Below are 22,642 nucleotides of genomic sequence, written 5' to 3' on the forward strand. Positions count from 1 at the left end.
CTTTAGCGATAACCGCGAGCCTGTAAATCGAACAACTGCGCATAACGCCCGCCTGCTGCCACCAAACTGTCGTGACTTCCCCGCTCCAGAATCGAACCCTGGTCCAGCACAATGATGTGATCAGCATTGCGCACGCTGGAAAAACGATGGGAAATCAGCAACGTCATGCGTCCTTGTGTGTGCTGACTGAAGTGTTCGAACACCGCAGCTTCCGCAGCAGGGTCAAGGGCCGAAGTCGGCTCGTCCAGAATCAGGATATCGGCGTTACGGCGCATGTAGGCGCGCGATAAAGCGATCTTCTGCCATTGCCCACCCGACAGCTCTTGGCCACCGGCAAACCATCGTCCCAACTGCGTGGCATAACCACGGTCGAGTCCTTCGATGAACGACGCAGCCATGCCTTCTGCAGCAGCTTCCTTCCAGCGCTGTTCATCGTCGAAAGCCAAGGTATCGCCGACGCCTATGTTCTCGCCGACCGAGAATTGGTAACGGATGTAATCCTGAAAAATCACGCCAATACGCCGTCTCAGCGCATCGTCTTCCCACGCTTGCAGATCGCTGCCATCTAGTAAAATGCGCCCGTGATCGGGACGGTAAAGTCGTGTCAATAATTTGATCAACGTCGTTTTGCCCGAACCATTCTCACCCACCAGCGCGACACTCTGGCCGGGCACCAGGTGCAGGTCGATGCCCTGCAGCGCGGCGCGACTTGCCCCCGGATAACGAAAACCGACGTTCTCGAAACGCAGACCATCACCTGGCAGCACGCCCACTGTCAGGTGGCCGGTGTCGGTCACCACAGGTTCGGCCAGGTATTCATAGAGACTCGACAGGTAAAGGCCATCCTCGTAAAGACCGCTGATCGCGCTAAGGCTACTGCTCACGGCGGTCTGGCCCTGTTTGAACAGCACCAGGTACATGGTCATCTGCCCCAAGCTAATGCTGCCGTGAACGGTATCAACTACCACCCAAGCGTATGCCAGATAAAACGCACCGGTGCCCAGCAGGCCTAGCAGGAACCCCCAACCATCGCGGCGTAACGTCAGTCGGCGATCTTCGGCGTAGAGACGGGCAAATGTCTCGCGGTAACGCCTCAACAGCAACGGTGCGAAGCCGAACAGTTTGACCTCCTTGATATAGCCCTCATGCGACAGCAGCGTCTCAATGTAACTTTGCTGTCGACTCTCCGGAGCCCGGCGGGTAAACAGTCGGAAAGCATCCCCGGAAAAATGCGCTTCGGCGAAAAATACCGGCAAGGCTCCGACCACCAACAGCAACAGTGCCCATGGCGAAAAATGCACCAGCAGCACGCCGAAACTGATCAATACGATCAGGTTCTGGATCAGTCCGAGTGACTTCATCACCAACGCCAGCGGGCGGGTCGAGGCTTCGCGTCGCACTCGTACCAGTTTGTCGTAAAATTCGGAGTTTTCGAACTGCACCAGCGACAACGTCTGGGCCTTCTCCAGAATCATCGTGTTTACTTTCTGCCCCAGTTGCACCCGCAACAACGACTGCTGGACCGACAACGCCCGCTGAGTCCCCGACAGCAAGGCAAGTACGCCAGCCTCAAACAAAACGTAACGTACAACCGGCCACAAGGGCGCACTGCCCTGCTGAGCGTGGAGTTGCATGGCAGCGACAACTGCATCGACAATCCGCTGTCCCAGCCATGCCGCCAGCGCCGGCAGTACCCCGGCAATCAGCGTCGCCAGCACCAACCCCAGAAATAGCCCACGGGACGTTCCCCAAACCAATAGCAGGGCGCGTCGAGCCTGGTCGAGCAACGAGGCGAAACGATTTAGTGCCGGACTCATTCAACACGCTCTTTGCAGTAGGCAATCGCTGAACCCATTTCCCGCATATGAACGTGTCTCCTCATCGTTCGAATAGTAAAAAACAACAATGCCATTACCCGTTGCGGCAGAGGAAAAAGGCCCGGCCGGCTGCAGACTCGCGGCCAATAGTACGCTTTCGACCAGCACGGCGACCACGGTATCCACGTTCGTTAGTAGATTAAGATCAGCATCATCGACACACCGAGATCGGGCTCAAAAGTCCAAGCGATCTGGCAACTCTCGGACCCTCTGCTACTGTCAACAAACACACTACAGTCGCCTGTTTTTTCGGAGGAAATTACGATGCTCGCACAAGACATTTGGACCCACGACATACACACCATCGACGGCTGAACCCCTAAAGGCATCGTCATCAAGTGCCCGTAAAGGTCGTCCCCCGAAGACAGCGTCAACGGAGGTTGAATGAATCACTTGGTGATCGCACTGATCGTATTTCTCTGTCTTTCCGGCAGCGCGCTACTGGGCTCCTATGTACGTCAGCGTTTACCTTCGCAACACTTGAGCGATGAGTCTGTCGCCGTCCTGAAGCTCGCCACCGGCCTGATAGCAACGTTGTCAGCTCTGGTCCTGGGGCTTCTTGTGTCTTCAGCCAAAGGTACATTCGACACGACCAATGCCGAGGTACAGGGAGCCGCCGCCAAGGTAGTCGAGTTCGACCGTCTGCTGGCGCGCTACGGCATGGAAACACAAGAAATTCGCACACAGCTCAAACACAATTACGCTGAAGTCGTGTGGACTGGCCCCTATCAAACCGGACACCTGCACCCCGTTAAATTGATGCCGCTGCCAAACGCCTAAACTCCCGTGGTGAACGGTATTTCAGCGCGCTGTGCGGATGCTCCTCGTTGTAATGCTCAAAGGCAATCGTCAGGTTACGCAAGGCTGTTTCCCGGTCAGGTTTGGGCATGTGCGCGACGTAGTCGCGTTTCATCGTTTTGACGAAGCTCTCGGCCATGCCGTTGCTCTGCGGGCTACGCACCGGTGTGGTCACCGGTTGCAAACCGATCTGTCGGGCAAACTGGCGTGTCTGTTCAGCGATGTAGGCCGAGCCATTGTCGCTCAGCCATTGCACCGGGGTGGCAGGCGCCTCTTCACCGAAGCGTTTTTCCACCGCCTCCAGCATCAGATCACGGATATCGTCGCCGCTGTACCCGGTCGGGCTGGCCACCCAACCGATGGCTTCGCGGTCGCAGCAGTCCAGGGCAAAGGTCACGCTCAGCTTGGCGTTATCATCACAGCGAAACTCAAACCCGTCCGAGCACCACCGGGTATCGCTGGTGGCCACGGCAATTCGGCCTTCGTGACGGCGTGCCACACCCGGTTGTTTAATCCGTCGCTCCAGCAGCAACTGATGATCGCGCATGACGCGATAAACCCGCTTGACGTTGATCGGCGCCTGACTCTGCTTTTCACGCCGACGACGCAGCAACCCCCACACACGGCGGTACCCGTAGCTGGGCAGTTCACTCACTTCAGCCTGAATTTCTTCGACCAGTGCGGCATCGTCCAGCGCAGGGCGACGCCGCTCGACCTGAGCATTTGGGTTGAGTCGAACCGTCAATTGCGAGCGCGCTACACCGAGACTTTCACTGATCAGCTTCACTGGTCGTCCCCCGGCAACAAGGGTGAGTGCGCAATCCATTTTCGCGACCGAGCAATCTCCACAGCTTCCTGAAGGATCTCGACCTGCATGGTTTTCTTGCCAAGCATGCGCTGTAGCTCGCGGATCTGCTTGAGCGCATCGGCCAGCTCGGAAGCGGGCACCACGCTCTCCCCAGCACTGACAGCCGAGAGACTGCCGCTCTGATAGAGCTTGCGCCACTGAAACAACTGGTTGGCATTCACGCCATTCTGTCGAGCCACCACCGAGACGCTTTGCCCCGGTTGCAGGCTCTCGCGAACCATGGCCAGTTTTTGCTCCGGGCTCCAGCGGCGACGCCGCTCCTGACCCAAAAGCTCCCCACCCTTATCGTTTCTATTAGTCATATACACAGTCGTTTGCCTATCCCTTATGTTAAGGGGGAAACGGTGTCCTGTCTTTCAGGGGGCTCGTCCATCGTGCAACTACTTGCCTCTCACGATGAAAGCAGATTGCAAACGCTTGATAGCCCAGAGGCAATCGGTCGTTCTGAAGCGCTGCAACATCAGGTGTCAGCGCTGGTCCCCACTACGGATAGCCAAAGTGTACTCAAAGCTTCTGCGTTACAGATGATGGACACTGTATTCGCTGCACGCTGGTTGACACTACTGCAGGCCAACCAGTCGATACCACCCGTGATGCTGGTGATTGTGGTGAGCTGGTTGGCAATTATCTTTGGATCGTTTGGTTTGTTCGCACCCCGCAACGGCACGATTGTGGTGGTATTAATGATGTGTGCGTTATCGACAGCCGCGACAATTCTGTTGGTTGAGGAGCTAAATCGGCCGCTGGATGGGTTTATCAGCGTGTCGCTTGAGCCAATGCGACATACGTTGATGCGACTTGGGCAGTAAATCGCGTATCGGGACTTTAACAACAGCCTGCCATTGGAACTTTCCTGGGCGCAAAAACAAAACCCCTACCTGCATAAGCAGATAGGGGTTTCGGAATTTAATCTTGACGATGACCTACTCTCACATGGGGAAACCCCACACTACCATCGGCGATGCATCGTTTCACTACTGAGTTCGGGATGGGATCAGGTGGTTCCAATGCTCTATGGTCGTCAAGAAATTCGGTAGCCAGTGCGTCAGCCCTTACGGGTAACACGCCAGCGAATGGGTATGTAATAGATTTGTGTGTTTGATCGCAAACTTTCGACTTGTGTCGTCTTCACACACCGCAATCTGGTGCTCTTTCGCCCTTGGGCTCAAAGCCTGCAAATTGCTTGGGTGTTATATGGTCAAGCCTCACGGGCAATTAGTATTGGTTAGCTCAACGCCTCACAGCGCTTACACACCCAACCTATCAACGTCGTAGTCTTCGACGGCCCTTCAGGGGACTCAAGGTCCCAGTGAGATCTCATCTTGAGGCTAGTTTCCCGCTTAGATGCTTTCAGCGGTTATCTATTCCGAACATAGCTACCCGGCAATGCCACTGGCGTGACAACCGGAACACCAGAGGTTCGTCCACTCCGGTCCTCTCGTACTAGGAGCAGCCCCTCTCAAATCTCAAACGTCCACGGCAGATAGGGACCGAACTGTCTCACGACGTTCTAAACCCAGCTCGCGTACCACTTTAAATGGCGAACAGCCATACCCTTGGGACCGGCTTCAGCCCCAGGATGTGATGAGCCGACATCGAGGTGCCAAACACCGCCGTCGATATGAACTCTTGGGCGGTATCAGCCTGTTATCCCCGGAGTACCTTTTATCCGTTGAGCGATGGCCCTTCCATACAGAACCACCGGATCACTAAGACCTACTTTCGTACCTGCTCGACGTGTCTGTCTCGCAGTCAAGCGCGCTTTTGCCTTTATACTCTACGACCGATTTCCGACCGGTCTGAGCGCACCTTCGTACTCCTCCGTTACTCTTTAGGAGGAGACCGCCCCAGTCAAACTACCCACCATACACTGTCCTCGATCCGGATAACGGACCTGAGTTAGAACCTCAAAGTTGCCAGGGTGGTATTTCAAGGTTGGCTCCACGCGAACTGGCGTCCACGCTTCAAAGCCTCCCACCTATCCTACACAAGCAAATTCAAAGTCCAGTGCAAAGCTATAGTAAAGGTTCACGGGGTCTTTCCGTCTAGCCGCGGATACACTGCATCTTCACAGCGATTTCAATTTCACTGAGTCTCGGGTGGAGACAGCGCCGCCATCGTTACGCCATTCGTGCAGGTCGGAACTTACCCGACAAGGAATTTCGCTACCTTAGGACCGTTATAGTTACGGCCGCCGTTTACCGGGGCTTCGATCAAGAGCTTCGCGTTAGCTAACCCCATCAATTAACCTTCCGGCACCGGGCAGGCGTCACACCCTATACGTCCACTTTCGTGTTTGCAGAGTGCTGTGTTTTTAATAAACAGTCGCAGCGGCCTGGTATCTTCGACCGGCATGGGCTTACGCAGTAAATGCTTCACCCTCACCGGCGCACCTTCTCCCGAAGTTACGGTGCCATTTTGCCTAGTTCCTTCACCCGAGTTCTCTCAAGCGCCTTGGTATTCTCTACCCAACCACCTGTGTCGGTTTGGGGTACGGTTCCTGGTTACCTGAAGCTTAGAAGCTTTTCTTGGAAGCATGGCATCAACCACTTCGTCGTCTAAAAGACAACTCGTCATCAGCTCTCGGCCTTAGAATCCCGGATTTACCTAAGATTCCAGCCTACCACCTTAAACTTGGACAACCAACGCCAAGCTGGCCTAGCCTTCTCCGTCCCTCCATCGCAATAACCAGAAGTACAGGAATATTAACCTGTTTTCCATCGACTACGCTTTTCAGCCTCGCCTTAGGGACCGACTAACCCTGCGTCGATTAACGTTGCGCAGGAAACCTTGGTCTTTCGGCGTGGGTGTTTTTCACACCCATTGTCGTTACTCATGTCAGCATTCGCACTTCTGATACCTCCAGCAAGCTTCTCAACTCACCTTCACAGGCTTACAGAACGCTCCTCTACCGCATCACCTAAGTGATACCCGTAGCTTCGGTGTATGGTTTGAGCCCCGTTACATCTTCCGCGCAGGCCGACTCGACTAGTGAGCTATTACGCTTTCTTTAAAGGGTGGCTGCTTCTAAGCCAACCTCCTAGCTGTCTAAGCCTTCCCACATCGTTTCCCACTTAACCATAACTTTGGGACCTTAGCTGACGGTCTGGGTTGTTTCCCTTTTCACGACGGACGTTAGCACCCGCCGTGTGTCTCCCATGCTCGGCACTTGTAGGTATTCGGAGTTTGCATCGGTTTGGTAAGTCGGGATGACCCCCTAGCCGAAACAGTGCTCTACCCCCTACAGTGATACATGAGGCGCTACCTAAATAGCTTTCGAGGAGAACCAGCTATCTCCGAGCTTGATTAGCCTTTCACTCCGATCCACAGGTCATCCGCTAACTTTTCAACGGTAGTCGGTTCGGTCCTCCAGTTAGTGTTACCCAACCTTCAACCTGCCCATGGATAGATCGCCCGGTTTCGGGTCTATTCCCAGCGACTAGACGCCCTATTAAGACTCGCTTTCGCTACGCCTCCCCTATTCGGTTAAGCTCGCCACTGAAAATAAGTCGCTGACCCATTATACAAAAGGTACGCAGTCACCCAACAAAGTGGGCTCCCACTGCTTGTACGCATACGGTTTCAGGATCTATTTCACTCCCCTCTCCGGGGTTCTTTTCGCCTTTCCCTCACGGTACTAGTTCACTATCGGTCAGTCAGTAGTATTTAGCCTTGGAGGATGGTCCCCCCATATTCAGACAAAGTTTCTCGTGCTCCGTCCTACTCGATTTCATGACTAAGAGATTTTCGCGTACAGGGCTATCACCCACTATGGCCGTACTTTCCAGAACGTTCCGCTAATCTCAAAGCCACTTAAGGGCTAGTGCCCGTTCGCTCGCCACTACTAAGGGAATCTCGGTTGATTTCTTTTCCTCAGGGTACTTAGATGTTTCAGTTCCCCTGGTTCGCCTCTTAAGCCTATGTATTCAGCTTAAGATAACCATCTTATGATGGCTGGGTTCCCCCATTCAGACATCTCCGGATCAAAGTCTGTTTGCCGACTCCCCGAAGCTTTTCGCAGGCTACCACGTCTTTCATCGCCTCTGACTGCCAAGGCATCCACCGTATGCGCTTCTTCACTTGACCATATAACCCCAAGCAATCTGGTTATACTGTGAAGACGACATTCGCCGAAAATTCGCAATTTAACTCACAAATTTTACCTTAGCCTGATCCGTTACCAGTGAAAGTAACGTCCAGTCTATCTTTCTATCACATACCCAAATTTTTAAAGAACGATCTAATCAAAGACTAGAAATCAACATTCACCATCTTAACAATGGAATGCTCATTTCTAAGCTTTACAATACAGAAGCAGTAAGTGGTGGAGCCAAACGGGATCGAACCGTTGACCTCCTGCGTGCAAGGCAGGCGCTCTCCCAGCTGAGCTATGGCCCCGTATCTCTACAGGCGTTTCCCACACAAAATTGGTGGGTCTGGGCAGATTCGAACTGCCGACCTCACCCTTATCAGGGGTGCGCTCTAACCAACTGAGCTACAGACCCAATTTCGGGCTGCTTCTAAATCGTCTTCTTCAATGAATCAAGCAATTCGTGTGGGAACTTATGGAGCAGCTGATGTCGTCGATTAAGGAGGTGATCCAGCCGCAGGTTCCCCTACGGCTACCTTGTTACGACTTCACCCCAGTCATGAATCACACCGTGGTAACCGTCCTCCCGAAGGTTAGACTAGCTACTTCTGGTGCAACCCACTCCCATGGTGTGACGGGCGGTGTGTACAAGGCCCGGGAACGTATTCACCGCGACATTCTGATTCGCGATTACTAGCGATTCCGACTTCACGCAGTCGAGTTGCAGACTGCGATCCGGACTACGATCGGTTTTCTGGGATTAGCTCCACCTCGCGGCTTGGCAACCCTCTGTACCGACCATTGTAGCACGTGTGTAGCCCAGGCCGTAAGGGCCATGATGACTTGACGTCATCCCCACCTTCCTCCGGTTTGTCACCGGCAGTCTCCTTAGAGTGCCCACCATTACGTGCTGGTAACTAAGGACAAGGGTTGCGCTCGTTACGGGACTTAACCCAACATCTCACGACACGAGCTGACGACAGCCATGCAGCACCTGTCTCAATGTTCCCGAAGGCACCAATCTATCTCTAGAAAGTTCATTGGATGTCAAGGCCTGGTAAGGTTCTTCGCGTTGCTTCGAATTAAACCACATGCTCCACCGCTTGTGCGGGCCCCCGTCAATTCATTTGAGTTTTAACCTTGCGGCCGTACTCCCCAGGCGGTCAACTTAATGCGTTAGCTGCGCCACTAAGAGCTCAAGGCTCCCAACGGCTAGTTGACATCGTTTACGGCGTGGACTACCAGGGTATCTAATCCTGTTTGCTCCCCACGCTTTCGCACCTCAGTGTCAGTATTAGTCCAGGTGGTCGCCTTCGCCACTGGTGTTCCTTCCTATATCTACGCATTTCACCGCTACACAGGAAATTCCACCACCCTCTACCATACTCTAGCTCGACAGTTTTGAATGCAGTTCCCAGGTTGAGCCCGGGGATTTCACATCCAACTTAACGAACCACCTACGCGCGCTTTACGCCCAGTAATTCCGATTAACGCTTGCACCCTCTGTATTACCGCGGCTGCTGGCACAGAGTTAGCCGGTGCTTATTCTGTCGGTAACGTCAAAACACTAACGTATTAGGTTAATGCCCTTCCTCCCAACTTAAAGTGCTTTACAATCCGAAGACCTTCTTCACACACGCGGCATGGCTGGATCAGGCTTTCGCCCATTGTCCAATATTCCCCACTGCTGCCTCCCGTAGGAGTCTGGACCGTGTCTCAGTTCCAGTGTGACTGATCATCCTCTCAGACCAGTTACGGATCGTCGCCTTGGTGAGCCGTTACCTCACCAACTAGCTAATCCGACCTAGGCTCATCTGATAGCGCAAGGCCCGAAGGTCCCCTGCTTTCTCCCGTAGGACGTATGCGGTATTAGCGTCCGTTTCCGAGCGTTATCCCCCACTACCAGGCAGATTCCTAGGCATTACTCACCCGTCCGCCGCTCGCCACCAGGTACAAGTACCCGTGCTGCCGCTCGACTTGCATGTGTTAGGCCTGCCGCCAGCGTTCAATCTGAGCCATGATCAAACTCTTCAGTTCAAACATCTTTGGGTTTTTAAGAAACCCTAAACTTGGCTCAGCAATCGTTGGTTACATCTTTGATTTCTCGCGGAGTAACTTGTGATGCTGATAATCTTGTTGACTATCAGTCTGACTCCACAAGCACCCACACGAATTGCTTGATTCAGTTGTTAAAGAGCGGGTGGTTAAGATCTTTCGTCTCAACCGAGGCGCGCATTCTACAGCAGCCCCTGTTACTGTCAAGCGGTTATTTTAAGAAGTTTCAAAGTTTCCTCTGCAACTTCAACCACTTGCGCTTTCGATCTCTCGTTAGCGGGAGGCGAATTCTACAGCGTTACTCGCTGCTGTCAACACCTCTTTTTCTCCGCTTTCGATCGAGAAGATCGAATCGTTTATAAGGCTAAAACACACTGCCTTATCAACTCCTTCTGGGCTTCGATAATCTGAAGCAGCTCGCTGTCGAAACCTACATAACTCTTTGTTTACCAAGGAGTTTTCCGTTTCGACTGCGCCGGAAGTGGGGCGAATTATAGACTTCCAGAATCTGCCGTCAACACCTAATTACGCTTTTCTATCAATAACGTGCAGAAGGCCGGAAAACGGCCTCACTGGCTCTATATATAAGAACAAAACCGTGTCTTCTATTATAGAAGGCATCGCAACGGCATATTCACAGCGGCTCCTATCGTAGAGTGACCGCAATTTATAGCCGAAGGAACACCAAGGCAAAATCGTATACCATCTCCCCAACTCATTCCGAACGACTGCCATCGTGACTCAACGAAAACTCAACGCCCCAGATTTAGGCAATACACCTTCGACTTCGGAAATCATCACTCGCCATCTACGCGACGCTATCGTCGCCGGACATTTCGCAGAGGATGAACCGATTCGACAGGACGACATCGCTCGCCAATTCAACGTCAGCAAGATTCCAGTGCGCGAAGCCCTCAAGCGTCTGGAGGCTGAGGGGCTGGTGATGTTCCAGCGTAATCGCGGAGCGATGGTCACACGCGTGTCCGATGCCGAACTGGCACAGATGTTTGAAGTTCGGATGCTGCTCGAAGATAAAGTGTTGCGCTTGGCCATTCCCAACATGACCGAAGAAACCTTCGCTCGCGCTGAGCGCATCTGCCAGGAATTTATTGGCGAAGATGACGTGGGTCGCTGGGCCGAGCTCAACTGGGAACTGCACGCCTGTCTCTACGAGCCGGCACAACGGCCGTTTTTAGTCAGCCTGATCCGTTCGGTCAACGACAAGCTGGAGCGTTACTTGCGTATGCAGATGAGCCTCTCGGCTGGCAAAGAGCGCGCAGATCACGAACACAGAGAGATTCTGGCTGCGTGTCGTACCGGTGACGTTGACGTTGCCGTGAAGTTGCTCGACTCCCATATCGCCGGCGTCTGCAAGACTTTGTTCGAACACCTTCCCCACAGCCACTGAAGATTGACGGAATGACACGCTGTGCTGATTTCGTCATCAGCGCTGGATAAAACCCTCAAGCCGGAACGTCCTTGCGCGGTCCACTCTTTCGTTTACTCATCTGAACGGACGTGGCCCTTCCATGAAACGCATCACCGTGATTGATTCCCACACTGGCGGCGAACCCACCCGCCTCGTCACTGCCGGATTTCCCGATCTGGGCATAGGCAACATGGCCGAACGTCGACAGCAACTGGCCGAGCATCATGACCAATGGCGCGCCACCTGTGTGCTCGAACCACGCGGCAGTGATGTGCTGGTCGGTGCGCTACTGTGCGAGCCAGTTGACCCCAGTGCCTGTGCTGGCGTCATTTTCTTCAACAATAGCGGTTACCTCGGCATGTGCGGCCACGGCACCATCGGCTTGGTCGCGTCGCTGGCCCATCTGGGCAGGATTGGCCCCGGCGTGCATAACATCGAAACGCCGGTAGGCACGGTGCAGGCTACTTTGCACGAAGACCATTCGGTCAGCGTGCGCAACGTGCCGGCTTACCGTTACCGCAAGGCGCTAAAGCTGCAAGTACACAACGTCGGGCAAGTGGTCGGTGATATCGCTTGGGGGGGTAACTGGTTCTTCCTGGTCGCCGACCACGGCCTGCAAATTAACAACGACAATCTCGAAGCATTGACTGCCTATGCCTACGCGGTGCAGCAGGCTCTGGACACCCAAGGTGTTCGCGGTGAAGACGGCGGGCTGATCGATCATGTCGAATTGTTCGCCGATGACGAACACGCTGACAGCCGCAACTTTGTCCTCTGCCCCGGCAAAGCCTACGACCGCTCCCCCTGCGGCACGGGCACCAGTGCCAAGCTGGCCTGCCTGGCGGCCGACGATAAATTGCAGCCGGGACAGATCTGGCGTCAAGCCAGTGTCATCGGCAGCGAGTTCGAGGGCTCTTATGAGGTACAGGGCGAGCGCATCGTGCCGACAATTCGCGGCCGAGCCTTTATCAGCGCGGAAGCCACGCTGATCATCGAACAGGACGATCCCTTCGCTTGGGGCATTCGACCTTGACCGAAGGCCTGGCAGCCGATGTGATCGTCATTGGCGCCGGCATCATCGGGGCTGCCTGTGCCCGGTCGCTGGCCCGGCGCGGCATGCGCGTTCTCGTCCTGGACGCCGGCCTGCCCGGCGCGACGGCCGCCGGCATGGGTCACCTGTTGGTTCTCGACGACAACCCGGCAGAACTGGCCCTGAGTCAATACTCTCTGCAGCGCTGGCGCGAACTGGCACCGGCCTTGCCCGAGGGTTGCGCCTACCGCAGCAACGGTACGCTGTGGCTAGCGGCTAACGCCGAAGAAATGGCCGTCGCCCACCATAAATATATAAATTTGCAAGCCCAAGGCGTGGCCTGCGAGTTGATAGCCAGCCGCGCGCTACGTGAACGTGAACCCGAGCTGCGCGAGGGTCTGGAGGGCGGGCTCTTGATCAATGGCGACGGCATTCTCTATGCGCCGGCAACGGCCCGCTGGATGCTCGACATACCCAACATCCACCAGCGTCGTGCGCGGGTCAGTGAGGTCGATGGTCACCGCGTGCGGCTAGACGACGGTCAATGGTTGAACGCCGAAGCGGTGGTGCTGGCCAACGGAATTCAGGCCAACGAGCTGTGCCCTGAATTGCCGATAGAACCCAAAAAGGGCCACTTGCTGATCACCGACCGTTATCCGGGGAAAGTCACCCACACGCTCGTGGAACTCGGGTACGTCACCAGCGCCCACAACGCGAGCGGCCCTTCGACGGCGTGCAACATCCAGCCTCGGCCGACCGGGCAACTGTTCATCGGCGCCTCACGGCAATTCGGCACCCTCGACCCGCAAGTCGAAGGCTGGATGCTTGCCAAAATGCTCAGGCGCGCGACGTCCTATATGCCGGGCCTGGCGCAGCTCAATGGTATCCGCGCCTGGACCGGTTTTCGCGCCGCGAGCCCCGATGGGCTACCGCTGGTGGGTCAGCACCCACAGTGCAAAGGCTTATGGCTTGCGGTCGGACACGAGGGACTGGGGGTCACCACCGCCACCGGCACCGCCGACCTGTTGGTCGCGCAACTGTTCAACGAAACGCCACCGCTAGCCCCCCAACCTTATCTGCCACAACGCTTTTTGGGAGCGCCTGCTTATGCCTGAATTGATGCTGGACGGCCGCTCTTTGAGTGTTATCGAAGGTACCAGTGTCGCGGCGGCACTGGCATTGGCCGGTGACGGTTGCAGTCGGACCTCGGTCAGCGGCCAGCGTCGGGCGCCGCTGTGCGGAATGGGCATTTGCCAGGAGTGCCGGGTGACCATCAACGGCCAGCGACGCTTGGCCTGCCAAACCCTGTGCCGTGATGGCATGCAGGTGGAGACCCACACATGAGTGAATATGCCGACCTGCTGATCATCGGTGCCGGCCCCGCCGGCATGGCCGCGGCACTTGCCGCAGCACCAAGCGGTGCCCGTATCATCCTGCTCGACGATAACCCGTTGCCGGGTGGACAAATCTGGCGCGCCGGGCCACGGGCCAGCCTGCCGCATCAGGCCCATCATCTGCGAGAGCGACTGGCGGCCTGCCGCAACGTCCAGCACCATGCCGTCACACGAGTGATCGCCTGCGCCGGACCGAAACAACTGCTGGTCGAAGACACTGATCGTGGCTGGGTGATCGGTTACGAGAAACTGATTCTATGCACCGGAGCCCGTGAGTTGCTGCTGCCCTTTCCCGGCTGGACGCTGCCCGGAGTGACCGGCGTCGGCGGCCTGCAAGCGCTGATCAAAGGTGGTGTGCCGGTGCAGAACGAACGAGTGGTGATCGCCGGCAGCGGGCCGTTGCTCCTGGCCAGCGCCGCTACTGCGAAACACAACGGCGCACGTGTGCTGCGCATTGCCGAACAGGCGCCAGCCACCGCCGTCGCCAAATTCGCCGCGAACCTGCTGCGCTGGCCCGACAAGCTGAGGCAGTCTTTCACGCTATTCGACCGCCAGTATCGAACCGGCAGCCACGTAGTGGCCGCGCTGGGTAATAAACACCTGGAGGGCGTGCGCCTGCAACAGCAGGGAAAAATTGTCGAACTGGCTTGTGATCGCCTGGCTTGCGGCTTCGGTCTGATACCCAACACAGAGTTGGGCCAGGCCTTGGGCTACGATCTCGATGGCTTGGCACTGGCGGTCGACGCCTGGCAGGCCAGCAGCATTGCCGATCACTACGCGGCAGGCGAATGTACCGGCTTCGGTGGCAGTGAACTGGCGCTGATCGAAGGGGAGATTGCCGGGCATGCCGCCATCGGTAAAACTCAAGCCGCACGCGCGCTGTGGTCTCGACGAGAACGTTGGCAGCGTTTCGCCAAAGCATTGAATCAGGCGTTCATCCTCGATCCGCGACTAAAGCGCCTGGCTCAGGCCGACACCCTCGTGTGCCGTTGCGAAGACGTACCCTATGCGGCACTGGCCAGCCAAACCGACTGGCGTGAGGCCAAACTGGCCAGTCGCTGCGGCATGGGAGCCTGTCAGGGACGGGTGTGCGGCGGAGCCTTGCAACATTTATTCGGCTGGCAACCGTCGGCCCCCCGTCCGCCCTTCAGCCCGGCACGCATCGAGACCTTGTTGTGCCTGGAGGAGACCCATCAGGCTGAATGATTGCCAGGGGCTTCCGGGGCCGCCACCGAGTCTTTATGATCCTGGAGATCACCTCCAGAGTCCCAGCGCCATGTATGCCTCGCTGACTCATTTCAAACCCTGTGACCTGCCGACGCTGCTGAACAGCCTGCAACCGATCGCAGCGCTGCTCGATACCTTGTCGGACGTGGTGTTTTTCATTAAAGACAGCGAGGCGCGCTACGCCTTCGTCAACCAGACTCTGGCCCGGCGCTGTGGCTGCAAGCACAGTGACGAGCTGTTGGGACGCACCGCAGAAATGGTTTTTCCGCAACGTTTCGGCCCGCTGTACACCGAACAGGATCGCCGTGTGCTGTCCAGCGGTCGCGAGTTGGCTGACCAGCTTGAGTTGCACCTTTATTACGGTAATCAGCCCATCTGGTGCCTGACCCACAAACTCGCGCTACAGGACCAACAGGGTCATATCGTCGGCCTCGCCGGTATCTCGCGCGATCTGCAATTACCTCAGTCAAGCCATCCCGCGTTCCCGAAACTCGCCGCGGTGGATGCGCATATCCGCATTCACTTCGGGCGCCCCATCAGCCTTGCCGAGTTAACAGCGATTGCCGGGGTTTCCGTCGCGCAACTGGAGCGTCACTGCAAACGCGTATTCCAGCTCACCCCCCGCCAAATGATTCACAAAGCACGCCTGGAAGAATCTTCAAGATTGCTGTTGCACACAGACCTGCCAATCACCGAGATTGCCCTGCGCTGCGGTTACACCGACCACAGCGCCTTTAGCCGGCAGTTTCGCGCCTTGACCAGCCTGGCACCCAGCCAGTACCGCGACAGCCGCCGCTGATCCCGCGGGTGCGAATGTTCCTTTAGGGGGCGCCTCGCTCAATCTTGCTCCCTTCTGTAACACCCAACTGATACGCGTCGCGCAAGATTAGGCGCCACCTGCGTGCGCCCTTCGCCATTGCAGCCCCCACGCTCAACGGCTCAGAAGTGATTCTGGCTGTCACTGAAGAACAGGCACGCTCATTGCTAATAAAATATCGTATACGAAATTCTTAATACGCTAGCCAACAGCTGTTCATCGACAACGAGGCCTCTATGAAAAACCCTGCATTTGCCGTAGCCCTCAGCGCTGTTCTCAGTACGTCCTTCATCGCCACCGCCCAGGCCGACAAGCTCGACGACATCATCGGCTCGGGCAAGCTGCGCTGCGCCGTCACCCTGGATTTCCCGCCCATGGGGTTTCGCGATGAAAGCAACAACCCGGCAGGTTTTGACGTGGACTATTGCCACGATCTGGCAAAAATCCTGGGTGTCGATGCCGAAGTGGTTGAAACGCCCTTCCCTGATCGCATTCCGGCACTGGTTTCAGGGCGCGCTGACGTGATTGTCGCGTCCACCTCCGACACCCTAGAACGCGCTAAAACCGTCGGCCTCACCGTGCCGTACTTCGCCTTCCAGATGGTGGTGCTGACCCGCGACAACACCGGCATCAACAGTTACGACGATATGAAGGGCAAAGCTCTGGGCAACACCAGCGGCACTTATGAAGCCATTGCCCTGGAGAAAGACGTGAAAAGTTGGGGCACCGGCAGTTTCCGCGCCTACCAGTCGCAGAACGACACGCTTCTGGCAGTCGCCCAGGGTCACATCGATGCCACCGTGGTCACCAATACCGTCGCCGCCGCCACCCTCAAATCAGGCAAATACAAGAACCTGAAAATCGCCGGTAACGCGCCCTACGTGATCGACTACGTTTCGCTGGGCGCCAAACGCAGCGAATATGGCCTGCTCAACTACCTCAACCTGTTCGTCAATCAACAGGTACGCACCGGCCGCTATAAAGAGTTGTTCGTCAAATGGGTCGGCACCGAGATCCCGCCAGCCAACCTGACCGTGCCACAGGTCTACTACTGAGGTGTCCGGCATGCCTAGGCCCACTGCTCTGATCGGTCGTAGCCTGGTCGCCGGCGCCGCCCAGGGCGAACTGTTGTTTGCCGATGTCGGGCTGAGTTTCTGGGGCGGGGTTGACCCCGTCAGTGGCGAGGTCATCGACCGCCACCACCCGCTCAGCGGCCAACATCTGGGCGGTCGGGTGCTGGCCATTCCCAGCGGACGCGGCTCGTGTACCGGCAGCAGCGTGTTGATGGAACTGATCAGCAACGGTCACGCACCGGCGGCTCTGGTGCTGGCTGAACCCGATGAGATCCTGACCCTGGGCGTGCTCGTGGCACAGACTATTTTCGAGCGTTCCCTGCCGGTGCTGTGCATCGGGCGGGAGCGCTTCGACACCGTGCGCGCAAAGGTCTTCGCCCGGCTCGAAGGAACCTCGCTGACCCTCTTCGATTACGTGCCCGAAGATACGTGGCGGGCACCGCCTGACCCATTGACGACAGCCGACACCCACCCTTCGATTGAACTCACGGAACACGATCAGGCGCTGCTTGCCGGCCACCATGGCAAAGCCGCTCAAGTGGCCATGCAGATCGTTCTGCGCATGGCTCAATTGCAAGGTGCGCGCTGCTTGCTGGACGTCACCCAGGCACACATCGATGGCTGCATTTATACCGGTCCGGCGAGCCTGCGTTTCGCCGAACAATTAGTGCAGTGGGGGGCGACAGTGCGGGTGCCGACCACCCTTAATTCAATTTCCGTCGACCAGCGTCGCTGGCGCGAGTTGGGCATCGATCCAGCCCTGGGCATCCCCGCCAGTGCCTTGGGCGATGCCTATATGGCGATGGGTGCGCAACTCAGCTTCACCTGTGCGCCCTACCTTCTCGACAGCGCGCCCAAAGCCGGCGATCAAATTGTCTGGGCTGAATCCAACGCGGTGGTCTACGCCAATAGCGTGCTCGGTGCCCGCACCTTGAAATACCCGGACTACCTGGACATTTGCATCGCTTTGACTGGACGAGCGCCGCAGGTTGGCTGTCATTTGGAGGCTCATCGCAAAGCCCAGCTGTCCATCGCGTTGCCGCCGTTGCACGTGTTGGACGACGCCTTCTACCCGCTGCTCGGATACCACGTTGGGACACTGTCCGGGAGCCGGATTCCACTGGTGCTGGGGCTGGAACAGCACACGCCAAGCCTGGACGATCTGAAAGCTTTCGGTGCCGCTTTCGCGACGACCTCCGCCGCGCCGCTGTTCCATATTGCCGGGGTGACACCGGAAGCGGTCGATCGGGCTCGGGTGCTGGAAGCAGGCAGCACCGTGCCAATGGAAACCATTAGCCTGGAAGACCTGCTGCGCAGTTGGCGTGAACTCAATAGTGCCCGCGACAGCCGAGTGGATGTGGTCTCGCTGGGCAATCCGCATTTTTCCCTCAGCGAATTCGCCCATTTGGCGCGGCTGTGCAAGGGCCGGTACAAGCACCCCGACGTTGTCATTGCCATCACCTGCGGCCGTGCGGTGTTGGAGCAGGCGCGCGAAGCCGGGCACATCGCGGTGATCGAAGCCTTCGGCGCGACGCTGGTCACCGACACATGCTGGTGCATGCTCGGCGAGCCGGTGATACCGCCGACCGCGACCACCTTGATGACCAATTCGGGCAAGTACGCCCATTACGCACCCGGCCTTGTGGGACGCAAGGTGCATTTTTCCAGCCTTGCCGACTGCGTCGATAGCGCTTGCAGCGCCACAGCCAGCGGTCGCCTGCCGGTGTGGCTGCAACCCGCCGCGGTGCTGGAGGGCCGCGCGCATGTTTGATTACACGTTCCAGTGGCACTCGGCCCTGCGCGCGTTGCCGGACATGCTGGCAGGTGCCGTGGTCACGTTCGAGACCGCGGCGCTATCGATGATCTTCGGTGTGTTGATCGCCCTGGCCCTGACGGTTATGCGCGAAACCAAACAACCGTGGCTGCGCGGCGTCGGCAACGGCTGGGTGTCGATTGCCCGTAACACCCCATCGCTGTTCCAGATCTACATCCTCTACTTCGGCCTCGGCTCGCTCGGCTTACATGTCAGTTCGTGGTTCGCGCTATTAGCCGGCATCACCTTCAACAATGCCGGCTACCTGGCGGAAAACTTTCGTGGCGGGCTTAAGGCAGTGCCCGACACACAAGTTCGGGCCGCGCGCTCGCTGGGCATGAGTGCCTTTCAGGCTTATCGAATGATCATCGTCCCGCAGTTACTGCGCATCGTCTTCTATCCCTTGAGCAATCAGATGGTATGGGCCGTGTTGATGACGTCGCTGGGAGTGATCGTCGGACTGAATAATGACCTCACCGGCGTGACTCAGGATTACAACGTCAAGACGTTCCGCACGTTCGAATATTTCGCCATCGCAGCGGTGCTCTATTACTTGATTGCCAAAGCGATCGTCGCAACGGCCCGGCTGCTGGCCTGGCGGCTGTTTCGCTATTGAGGAGGTGCCCATGTTGACCACTGGCTTTTCCTGGAATGACCTGCTGTTCCTGCTCAATGGTGCCTGGGTCACGCTGCAACTGACCTGTTGGGCAATCCTCCTCGGCACCTTCGCGGGACTGTTGTTTGGCCTGTTGCGGGCGCTGTTGCCACGCGCCAGCCTGCCACTGGCCTGGGTGCTGGACGTGTTTCGGAGCGTGCCACTGCTGATCCAGTTCGTATTGTTCAACTCGCTAAAAAGCATCATCGGTCTGAACATCAGTGCCTTCAGCGTCGGCTGCATCGTGCTGGGGGTATACGCCGCCGCGTACTTCACCGAGATCGTGCGCGGTGGCGTGCTCTCGGTCCCCTTGACCGTGCGCCGCGCCAGCCGCTCGTTGGGACTCGGCTATTTGCAGGACCTGCGCTGGATCGTTCTGCCGATGGCCACACGAGTGGCGTTCCCCGGCTGGCTGAACCTGGTGCTCGGCGTGATGAAAGACTCTGCACTGGTGATGTGGATCGGCATTGTCGAACTACTGCGCGCCTCGCAAATCATCGTGACCCGCATTCAGGAGCCGCTACTGGTGCTGTGCATCGCGGGCCTCATCTACTACGTCATGAGCCTGGTGGTTGCTCGCCTGGGCGCTCGTCTGGAAAGAAGGTGGCAAGACAATGATTGAGATCGACAACGTGCATAAATCCTTCGGCAACCTCGAAGTGGTCAAAGGCGTCAACCTGACCGTGAACAAAGGCGAGGTGGTGTCGATCATCGGCGGCTCCGGCTCCGGAAAATCGACGCTGCTGATGTGTATCAACGGTCTGGAGCCGATCCAGAAAGGCAACATCCGCGTCGATGGCGTCGAGGTTCATCACCGCGCCACCAACCTCAACCATCTGCGGCAGAAGATCGGTATCGTCTTTCAGCAATGGAACGCTTTTCCGCACCTGACCGTGCTCGAAAACGTCATGCTCGCGCCGCGCAAAGTGCTCGGTAAAAGCAAGGCTGAAGCCGAAGCGCTGGCGGTCGAGCAACTGACTCATGTCGGTCTGAGCGACAAGCTCAAGGCATTCCCCGGCAAGCTGTCTGGCGGCCAACAACAGCGTATGGCTATCGCCCGGGCGCTGGCCATGTCACCGGACTACATGCTGTTCGACGAAGCCACTTCGGCCCTCGACCCGCAGTTGGTCGGTGAGGTGCTGGACACCATGCGCATGCTGGCCGAAGACGGCATGACCATGGTCCTGGTAACGCATGAGATCCGCTTCGCCCGTGACGTATCCGACCGCGTGGCATTTTTTCGCAACGGCCTGGTACACGAGATAGGCACGCCCGACCAGGTGATCGGCAGCCCGCTGCACGCGGAGACGGCGGCCTTTCTGAAATCGGTCAAGTAGGAGCAAGTCATGCGCTCATCGAAAGTGATTCATGTGGTCAGCTGTCATGCCGAAGGCGAAGTCGGCGACGTGATTGTCGGGGGCGTCGCCCCACCGCCCGGCGCCACGGTGTGGGAGCAGTCGCGCTGGATCGCTCGAGACCAGAACCTGCGCAACTTCGTGCTCAACGAACCTCGGGGCGGCGTGTTCCGCCACGTCAACCTGCTGGTGCCCGCCAAGGATCCGCGGGCGCAAATGGCCTGGATCATCATGGAGCCGGCCGACACCCCGCCGATGTCCGGGTCCAACTCGCTGTGCGTCGCCACCGTCTTACTCGACACCGGCATCCTGCCAATGACCGAACCGCAAACCCGACTGGTGCTCGAAGCGCCTGGCGGGCTGATCGAGGTGGTGGCTGATTGCTGCGATGGCAAAGTCCAACGGGTGGAAATCAAGAACGTGCCCTCCTTCGCTGATCGCCTCGATGCCTGGATCGAAGTCGAAGGCCTCGGCTCGTTGCAGGTTGATACCGCTTATGGCGGCGACAGTTTCGTCATCGTCGATGCCCAGCGTCTGGGCTTTTCCATCAGCCCCGACGAGGCCGCCGAACTGGTCGAGGTCGGTCTGAAGATCACCCGTGCGGCCAACGAACAATTGGGCTTCGTGCATCCGCTTAATCCAGAGTGGTCACACATTTCGTTCTGTCAGATCGCCGCGCCAATCGTTCACGAGAATGGCATCGCCGTAGGCGCCAACGCGGTGGTGATTCAACCCGGCAAGATCGACCGCTCCCCCACCGGTACAGGCTGTTCGGCGCGAATGGCCGTGCTGCAAGCCAAGGGATTGATGCAGGTGGGCGAGCGTTTTATCGGCCGCTCGATCATCGGCTCCGAGTTTCATTGCAGGATTGATTCGCTGACAGATGTGGGGGGACACCCAGCCATCTATCCGTGCATTTCCGGCAGGGCCTGGATCACCGGCACCCACCAATTGCTGCTCGACCCCAGCGATCCCTGGCCACAAGGGTATCGACTGTCAGACACCTGGCCGGGGGCGTAAACGCCGACGCACTGACCCATTACTAAAAAACGCCCCGTCATTTGAAAAAGCAGTAGCCGAACACATGCACTTACAATATCGTATACGAAATACAATCAGCACAACCGGAGGCAACAATGAGCAAGCGCATTAACTGGAGTGGTGTCTTTCCCGCAGTGACCACTCAATTCAACGATGACTTCTCGATCAATCTGGAAAAAACCCATCAGGTGATTTCCAACGTGATCCGTGATGGCGTATCGGGCCTGGTGGTATGCGGTTCGGTGGGAGAAAACACTTCGCTGAGCGCCGAAGAAAAAATCGCCGTGACAGAAGTGGCTGTCGACGCCTCGCGCGGCCGCGTACCGGTGATCTGCGGCGTGGCCGAGTTCACCAGCGTGCAAGCGGCCAAGGTCGCCAACGCCGTGCGCAGAGTCGGTGTCGATGGGGTCATGCTGATGCCTGCTTTGGTTTACGGCTCCAAGCCCTTCGAAACCGCCGAGCACTTTCGTTACGTGGCGAAAAATGCGGACGTACCACTGATGGTCTACAACAACCCGCCGATCTATAAAAACGACGTCACCCCCGACATCCTGATTTCCCTGGCCGATTGCGACAACGTGGTGTGCTTCAAGGATTCCTCCGGCGACACCCGGCGTTTTATCGACGTGCGCAACGAAGTCGGCGACCGCTTCGTGCTATTCGCAGGTCTTGATGACGTGGTCTTGGAAAGCATCGCGGTGGGTGCCGAAGGTTGGGTCTCCGGAATGTCCAACGTGTTCCCCAAAGAAGGCGAAACCATTTTCCGCCTGGCCAAGGCCGGTCGCTTCGCCGAGGCCATGCCGATCTACGAATGGTTGATGCCGATCCTGCACCTTGATGCACGTGCCGACCTCGTGCAGTGCATCAAACTGTGCGAAGCCATCGCCGGCCGCGGCAGTGCCCTGACCCGTCCGCCGCGCCTCGCGTTGCCAGACGCCGACCGGGAATACGTTGAGCAGATCATGGCCAAAGCCCTGGCCAACCGCCCGCTGCTGCCAGACGTGGGTCTGTGAATAATTGCCGGACCGGGCCTCGCGACAATGGCCCGGCTGGCGTACCGACCACGATTAATACAGAATCATTTTGAAACATTCGGCTCGACCAGGCGTCAACCGTAGCC

Annotated in this window: 17 protein-coding genes, 2 tRNA genes and 3 rRNA genes; 15 read left to right on the forward strand and 7 right to left on the reverse strand. The window is 57.3% G+C overall.

Features of this window, described 5'->3' with window-relative positions:
* Window positions 1-2 precede the first annotated feature (2 nt).
* Complete coding sequence (locus RHM68_RS14995; RefSeq protein ID WP_322216035.1) at window positions 3-1,817, reverse strand: ABC transporter ATP-binding protein; 1,815 nt, start codon at window positions 1,815-1,817, stop codon at window positions 3-5.
* Window positions 1,818-2,261: 444 nt separating this feature from the next.
* Here RHM68_RS14995 and RHM68_RS15000 point away from each other — a divergent pair, with 444 nt between their 5' ends.
* Window positions 2,262-2,657 (forward strand): hypothetical protein, encoded by a 396-nt coding sequence (locus tag RHM68_RS15000; protein WP_322216037.1) that lies wholly within the window; start codon window positions 2,262-2,264, stop codon window positions 2,655-2,657.
* Here the strand turns inward: RHM68_RS15000 and RHM68_RS15005 are convergent.
* A protein-coding gene (locus tag RHM68_RS15005; protein WP_322216042.1) for an IS3 family transposase occupies window positions 2,629-3,845 on the reverse strand; the annotation gives its coding sequence in 2 pieces (ribosomal slippage) (window positions 2,629-3,500 and window positions 3,500-3,845; 1,218 coding nt in all). The genes RHM68_RS15000 and RHM68_RS15005 overlap by 29 nt on opposite strands.
* 72 nt (window positions 3,846-3,917) lie before the next feature.
* Between RHM68_RS15005 and RHM68_RS15010 the strand changes: the two genes are divergently transcribed.
* Window positions 3,918-4,352: a hypothetical protein gene (locus RHM68_RS15010; protein ID WP_322216044.1), complete on the forward strand. Its 435-nt coding sequence runs from the start codon at window positions 3,918-3,920 to the stop codon at window positions 4,350-4,352.
* Between the two features lie 101 nt (window positions 4,353-4,453).
* Here RHM68_RS15010 and rrf read toward each other — a convergent pair.
* The 5 genes from rrf to RHM68_RS15035 form a co-directional block, all read right to left on the reverse strand.
* Window positions 4,454-4,569, reverse strand: a 5S ribosomal RNA gene (rrf, locus tag RHM68_RS15015).
* Between the two features lie 168 nt (window positions 4,570-4,737).
* Window positions 4,738-7,629 (reverse strand): 23S ribosomal RNA (locus tag RHM68_RS15020).
* Between the two features lie 236 nt (window positions 7,630-7,865).
* Window positions 7,866-7,941, reverse strand: a tRNA-Ala gene (locus RHM68_RS15025).
* Window positions 7,942-7,971: 30 nt separating this feature from the next.
* Window positions 7,972-8,048 (reverse strand) — tRNA-Ile (locus tag RHM68_RS15030).
* A gap of 83 nt (window positions 8,049-8,131) precedes the next feature.
* A 16S ribosomal RNA gene (locus RHM68_RS15035) occupies window positions 8,132-9,670 on the reverse strand.
* Together the 16S, 23S and 5S rRNA genes with 2 tRNA genes alongside form the textbook arrangement of a ribosomal RNA operon.
* 754 nt (window positions 9,671-10,424) lie before the next feature.
* Here RHM68_RS15035 and RHM68_RS15040 point away from each other — a divergent pair.
* The 13 genes from RHM68_RS15040 (at window position 10,425) to RHM68_RS15100 (ending at window position 22,535) form a co-directional block, all read left to right on the forward strand.
* On the forward strand, window positions 10,425-11,096 hold the full coding sequence (locus RHM68_RS15040) for a GntR family transcriptional regulator (RefSeq protein ID WP_322216047.1): 672 nt from the start codon (window positions 10,425-10,427) through the stop codon (window positions 11,094-11,096).
* A gap of 121 nt (window positions 11,097-11,217) precedes the next feature.
* The gene (locus RHM68_RS15045) at window positions 11,218-12,150 is read left to right on the forward strand and encodes a 4-hydroxyproline epimerase (protein ID WP_322216049.1); all 933 of its coding nucleotides are present in this window, start codon (window positions 11,218-11,220) and stop codon (window positions 12,148-12,150) included.
* Window positions 12,147-13,262 (forward strand): FAD-dependent oxidoreductase, encoded by a 1,116-nt coding sequence (locus tag RHM68_RS15050; protein WP_322223809.1) that lies wholly within the window; start codon window positions 12,147-12,149, stop codon window positions 13,260-13,262. Before RHM68_RS15045 ends, RHM68_RS15050 begins: the two co-directional genes overlap by 4 nt.
* Complete coding sequence (locus RHM68_RS15055; RefSeq protein ID WP_322216051.1) at window positions 13,255-13,491, forward strand: 2Fe-2S iron-sulfur cluster-binding protein; 237 nt, start codon at window positions 13,255-13,257, stop codon at window positions 13,489-13,491. Before RHM68_RS15050 ends, RHM68_RS15055 begins: the two co-directional genes overlap by 8 nt.
* Entirely contained in the window at window positions 13,488-14,747 is a 1,260-nt protein-coding gene (locus RHM68_RS15060) for an FAD/NAD(P)-binding oxidoreductase (RefSeq protein ID WP_322216053.1), read from the forward strand. Before RHM68_RS15055 ends, RHM68_RS15060 begins: the two co-directional genes overlap by 4 nt.
* A 70-nt stretch (window positions 14,748-14,817) precedes the next feature.
* Entirely contained in the window at window positions 14,818-15,567 is a 750-nt protein-coding gene (locus RHM68_RS15065) for an AraC family transcriptional regulator (RefSeq protein ID WP_322216055.1), read from the forward strand.
* A gap of 254 nt (window positions 15,568-15,821) precedes the next feature.
* Window positions 15,822-16,640 (forward strand): transporter substrate-binding domain-containing protein, encoded by an 819-nt coding sequence (locus RHM68_RS15070; protein ID WP_322216056.1) that lies wholly within the window; start codon window positions 15,822-15,824, stop codon window positions 16,638-16,640.
* 10 nt (window positions 16,641-16,650) lie between these two features.
* The gene (locus tag RHM68_RS15075) at window positions 16,651-18,429 is read left to right on the forward strand and encodes an aconitase family protein (RefSeq protein WP_322216058.1); all 1,779 of its coding nucleotides are present in this window, start codon (window positions 16,651-16,653) and stop codon (window positions 18,427-18,429) included.
* On the forward strand, window positions 18,422-19,087 hold the full coding sequence (locus tag RHM68_RS15080; protein ID WP_322216060.1) for an amino acid ABC transporter permease: 666 nt from the start codon (window positions 18,422-18,424) through the stop codon (window positions 19,085-19,087). Before RHM68_RS15075 ends, RHM68_RS15080 begins: the two co-directional genes overlap by 8 nt.
* Window positions 19,088-19,097: 10 nt before the next feature.
* A complete protein-coding gene (locus RHM68_RS15085) occupies window positions 19,098-19,748 on the forward strand; it encodes an amino acid ABC transporter permease (RefSeq protein WP_322216064.1) in 651 nt (216 codons plus the stop codon).
* Complete coding sequence (locus RHM68_RS15090) at window positions 19,741-20,463, forward strand: amino acid ABC transporter ATP-binding protein (RefSeq protein WP_322216066.1); 723 nt, start codon at window positions 19,741-19,743, stop codon at window positions 20,461-20,463. The genes RHM68_RS15085 and RHM68_RS15090 overlap by 8 nt, the downstream gene beginning before the upstream one ends.
* A gap of 9 nt (window positions 20,464-20,472) precedes the next feature.
* Entirely contained in the window at window positions 20,473-21,501 is a 1,029-nt protein-coding gene (locus RHM68_RS15095; protein ID WP_322216068.1) for a trans-3-hydroxy-L-proline dehydratase, read from the forward strand.
* A 116-nt stretch (window positions 21,502-21,617) separates the two neighbouring features.
* Window positions 21,618-22,535, forward strand: coding sequence for a dihydrodipicolinate synthase family protein (locus RHM68_RS15100; protein WP_322216069.1), 918 nt, complete (start codon window positions 21,618-21,620; stop codon window positions 22,533-22,535).
* Window positions 22,536-22,642 lie beyond the last annotated feature (107 nt).

This window comes from Pseudomonas sp. DC1.2 (assembly GCF_034351645.1).
GTDB lineage: Bacteria > Pseudomonadota > Gammaproteobacteria > Pseudomonadales > Pseudomonadaceae > Aquipseudomonas.

Coding starts and splice junctions, on each gene's coding strand:
- RHM68_RS15080 (WP_322216060.1), top strand. CDS start 18,422: ATGTTTGATTACACGTTCCAGTGGCACTCGGCCCTGCGCGCGTTGCCG.
- RHM68_RS15055 (WP_322216051.1), top strand. CDS start 13,255: ATGCCTGAATTGATGCTGGACGGCCGCTCTTTGAGTGTTATCGAAGGT.
- RHM68_RS15095 (WP_322216068.1), top strand. CDS start 20,473: ATGCGCTCATCGAAAGTGATTCATGTGGTCAGCTGTCATGCCGAAGGC.
- RHM68_RS15065 (WP_322216055.1), top strand. CDS start 14,818: ATGTATGCCTCGCTGACTCATTTCAAACCCTGTGACCTGCCGACGCTG.
- RHM68_RS15100 (WP_322216069.1), top strand. CDS start 21,618: ATGAGCAAGCGCATTAACTGGAGTGGTGTCTTTCCCGCAGTGACCACT.
- RHM68_RS15075 (WP_322216058.1), top strand. CDS start 16,651: ATGCCTAGGCCCACTGCTCTGATCGGTCGTAGCCTGGTCGCCGGCGCC.
- RHM68_RS15060 (WP_322216053.1), top strand. CDS start 13,488: ATGAGTGAATATGCCGACCTGCTGATCATCGGTGCCGGCCCCGCCGGC.
- RHM68_RS15085 (WP_322216064.1), top strand. CDS start 19,098: ATGTTGACCACTGGCTTTTCCTGGAATGACCTGCTGTTCCTGCTCAAT.
- RHM68_RS15090 (WP_322216066.1), top strand. CDS start 19,741: ATGATTGAGATCGACAACGTGCATAAATCCTTCGGCAACCTCGAAGTG.
- RHM68_RS15000 (WP_322216037.1), top strand. CDS start 2,262: ATGAATCACTTGGTGATCGCACTGATCGTATTTCTCTGTCTTTCCGGC.
- RHM68_RS15070 (WP_322216056.1), top strand. CDS start 15,822: ATGAAAAACCCTGCATTTGCCGTAGCCCTCAGCGCTGTTCTCAGTACG.
- RHM68_RS14995 (WP_322216035.1), bottom strand. CDS start 1,817: ATGAGTCCGGCACTAAATCGTTTCGCCTCGTTGCTCGACCAGGCTCGA.
- RHM68_RS15045 (WP_322216049.1), top strand. CDS start 11,218: ATGAAACGCATCACCGTGATTGATTCCCACACTGGCGGCGAACCCACC.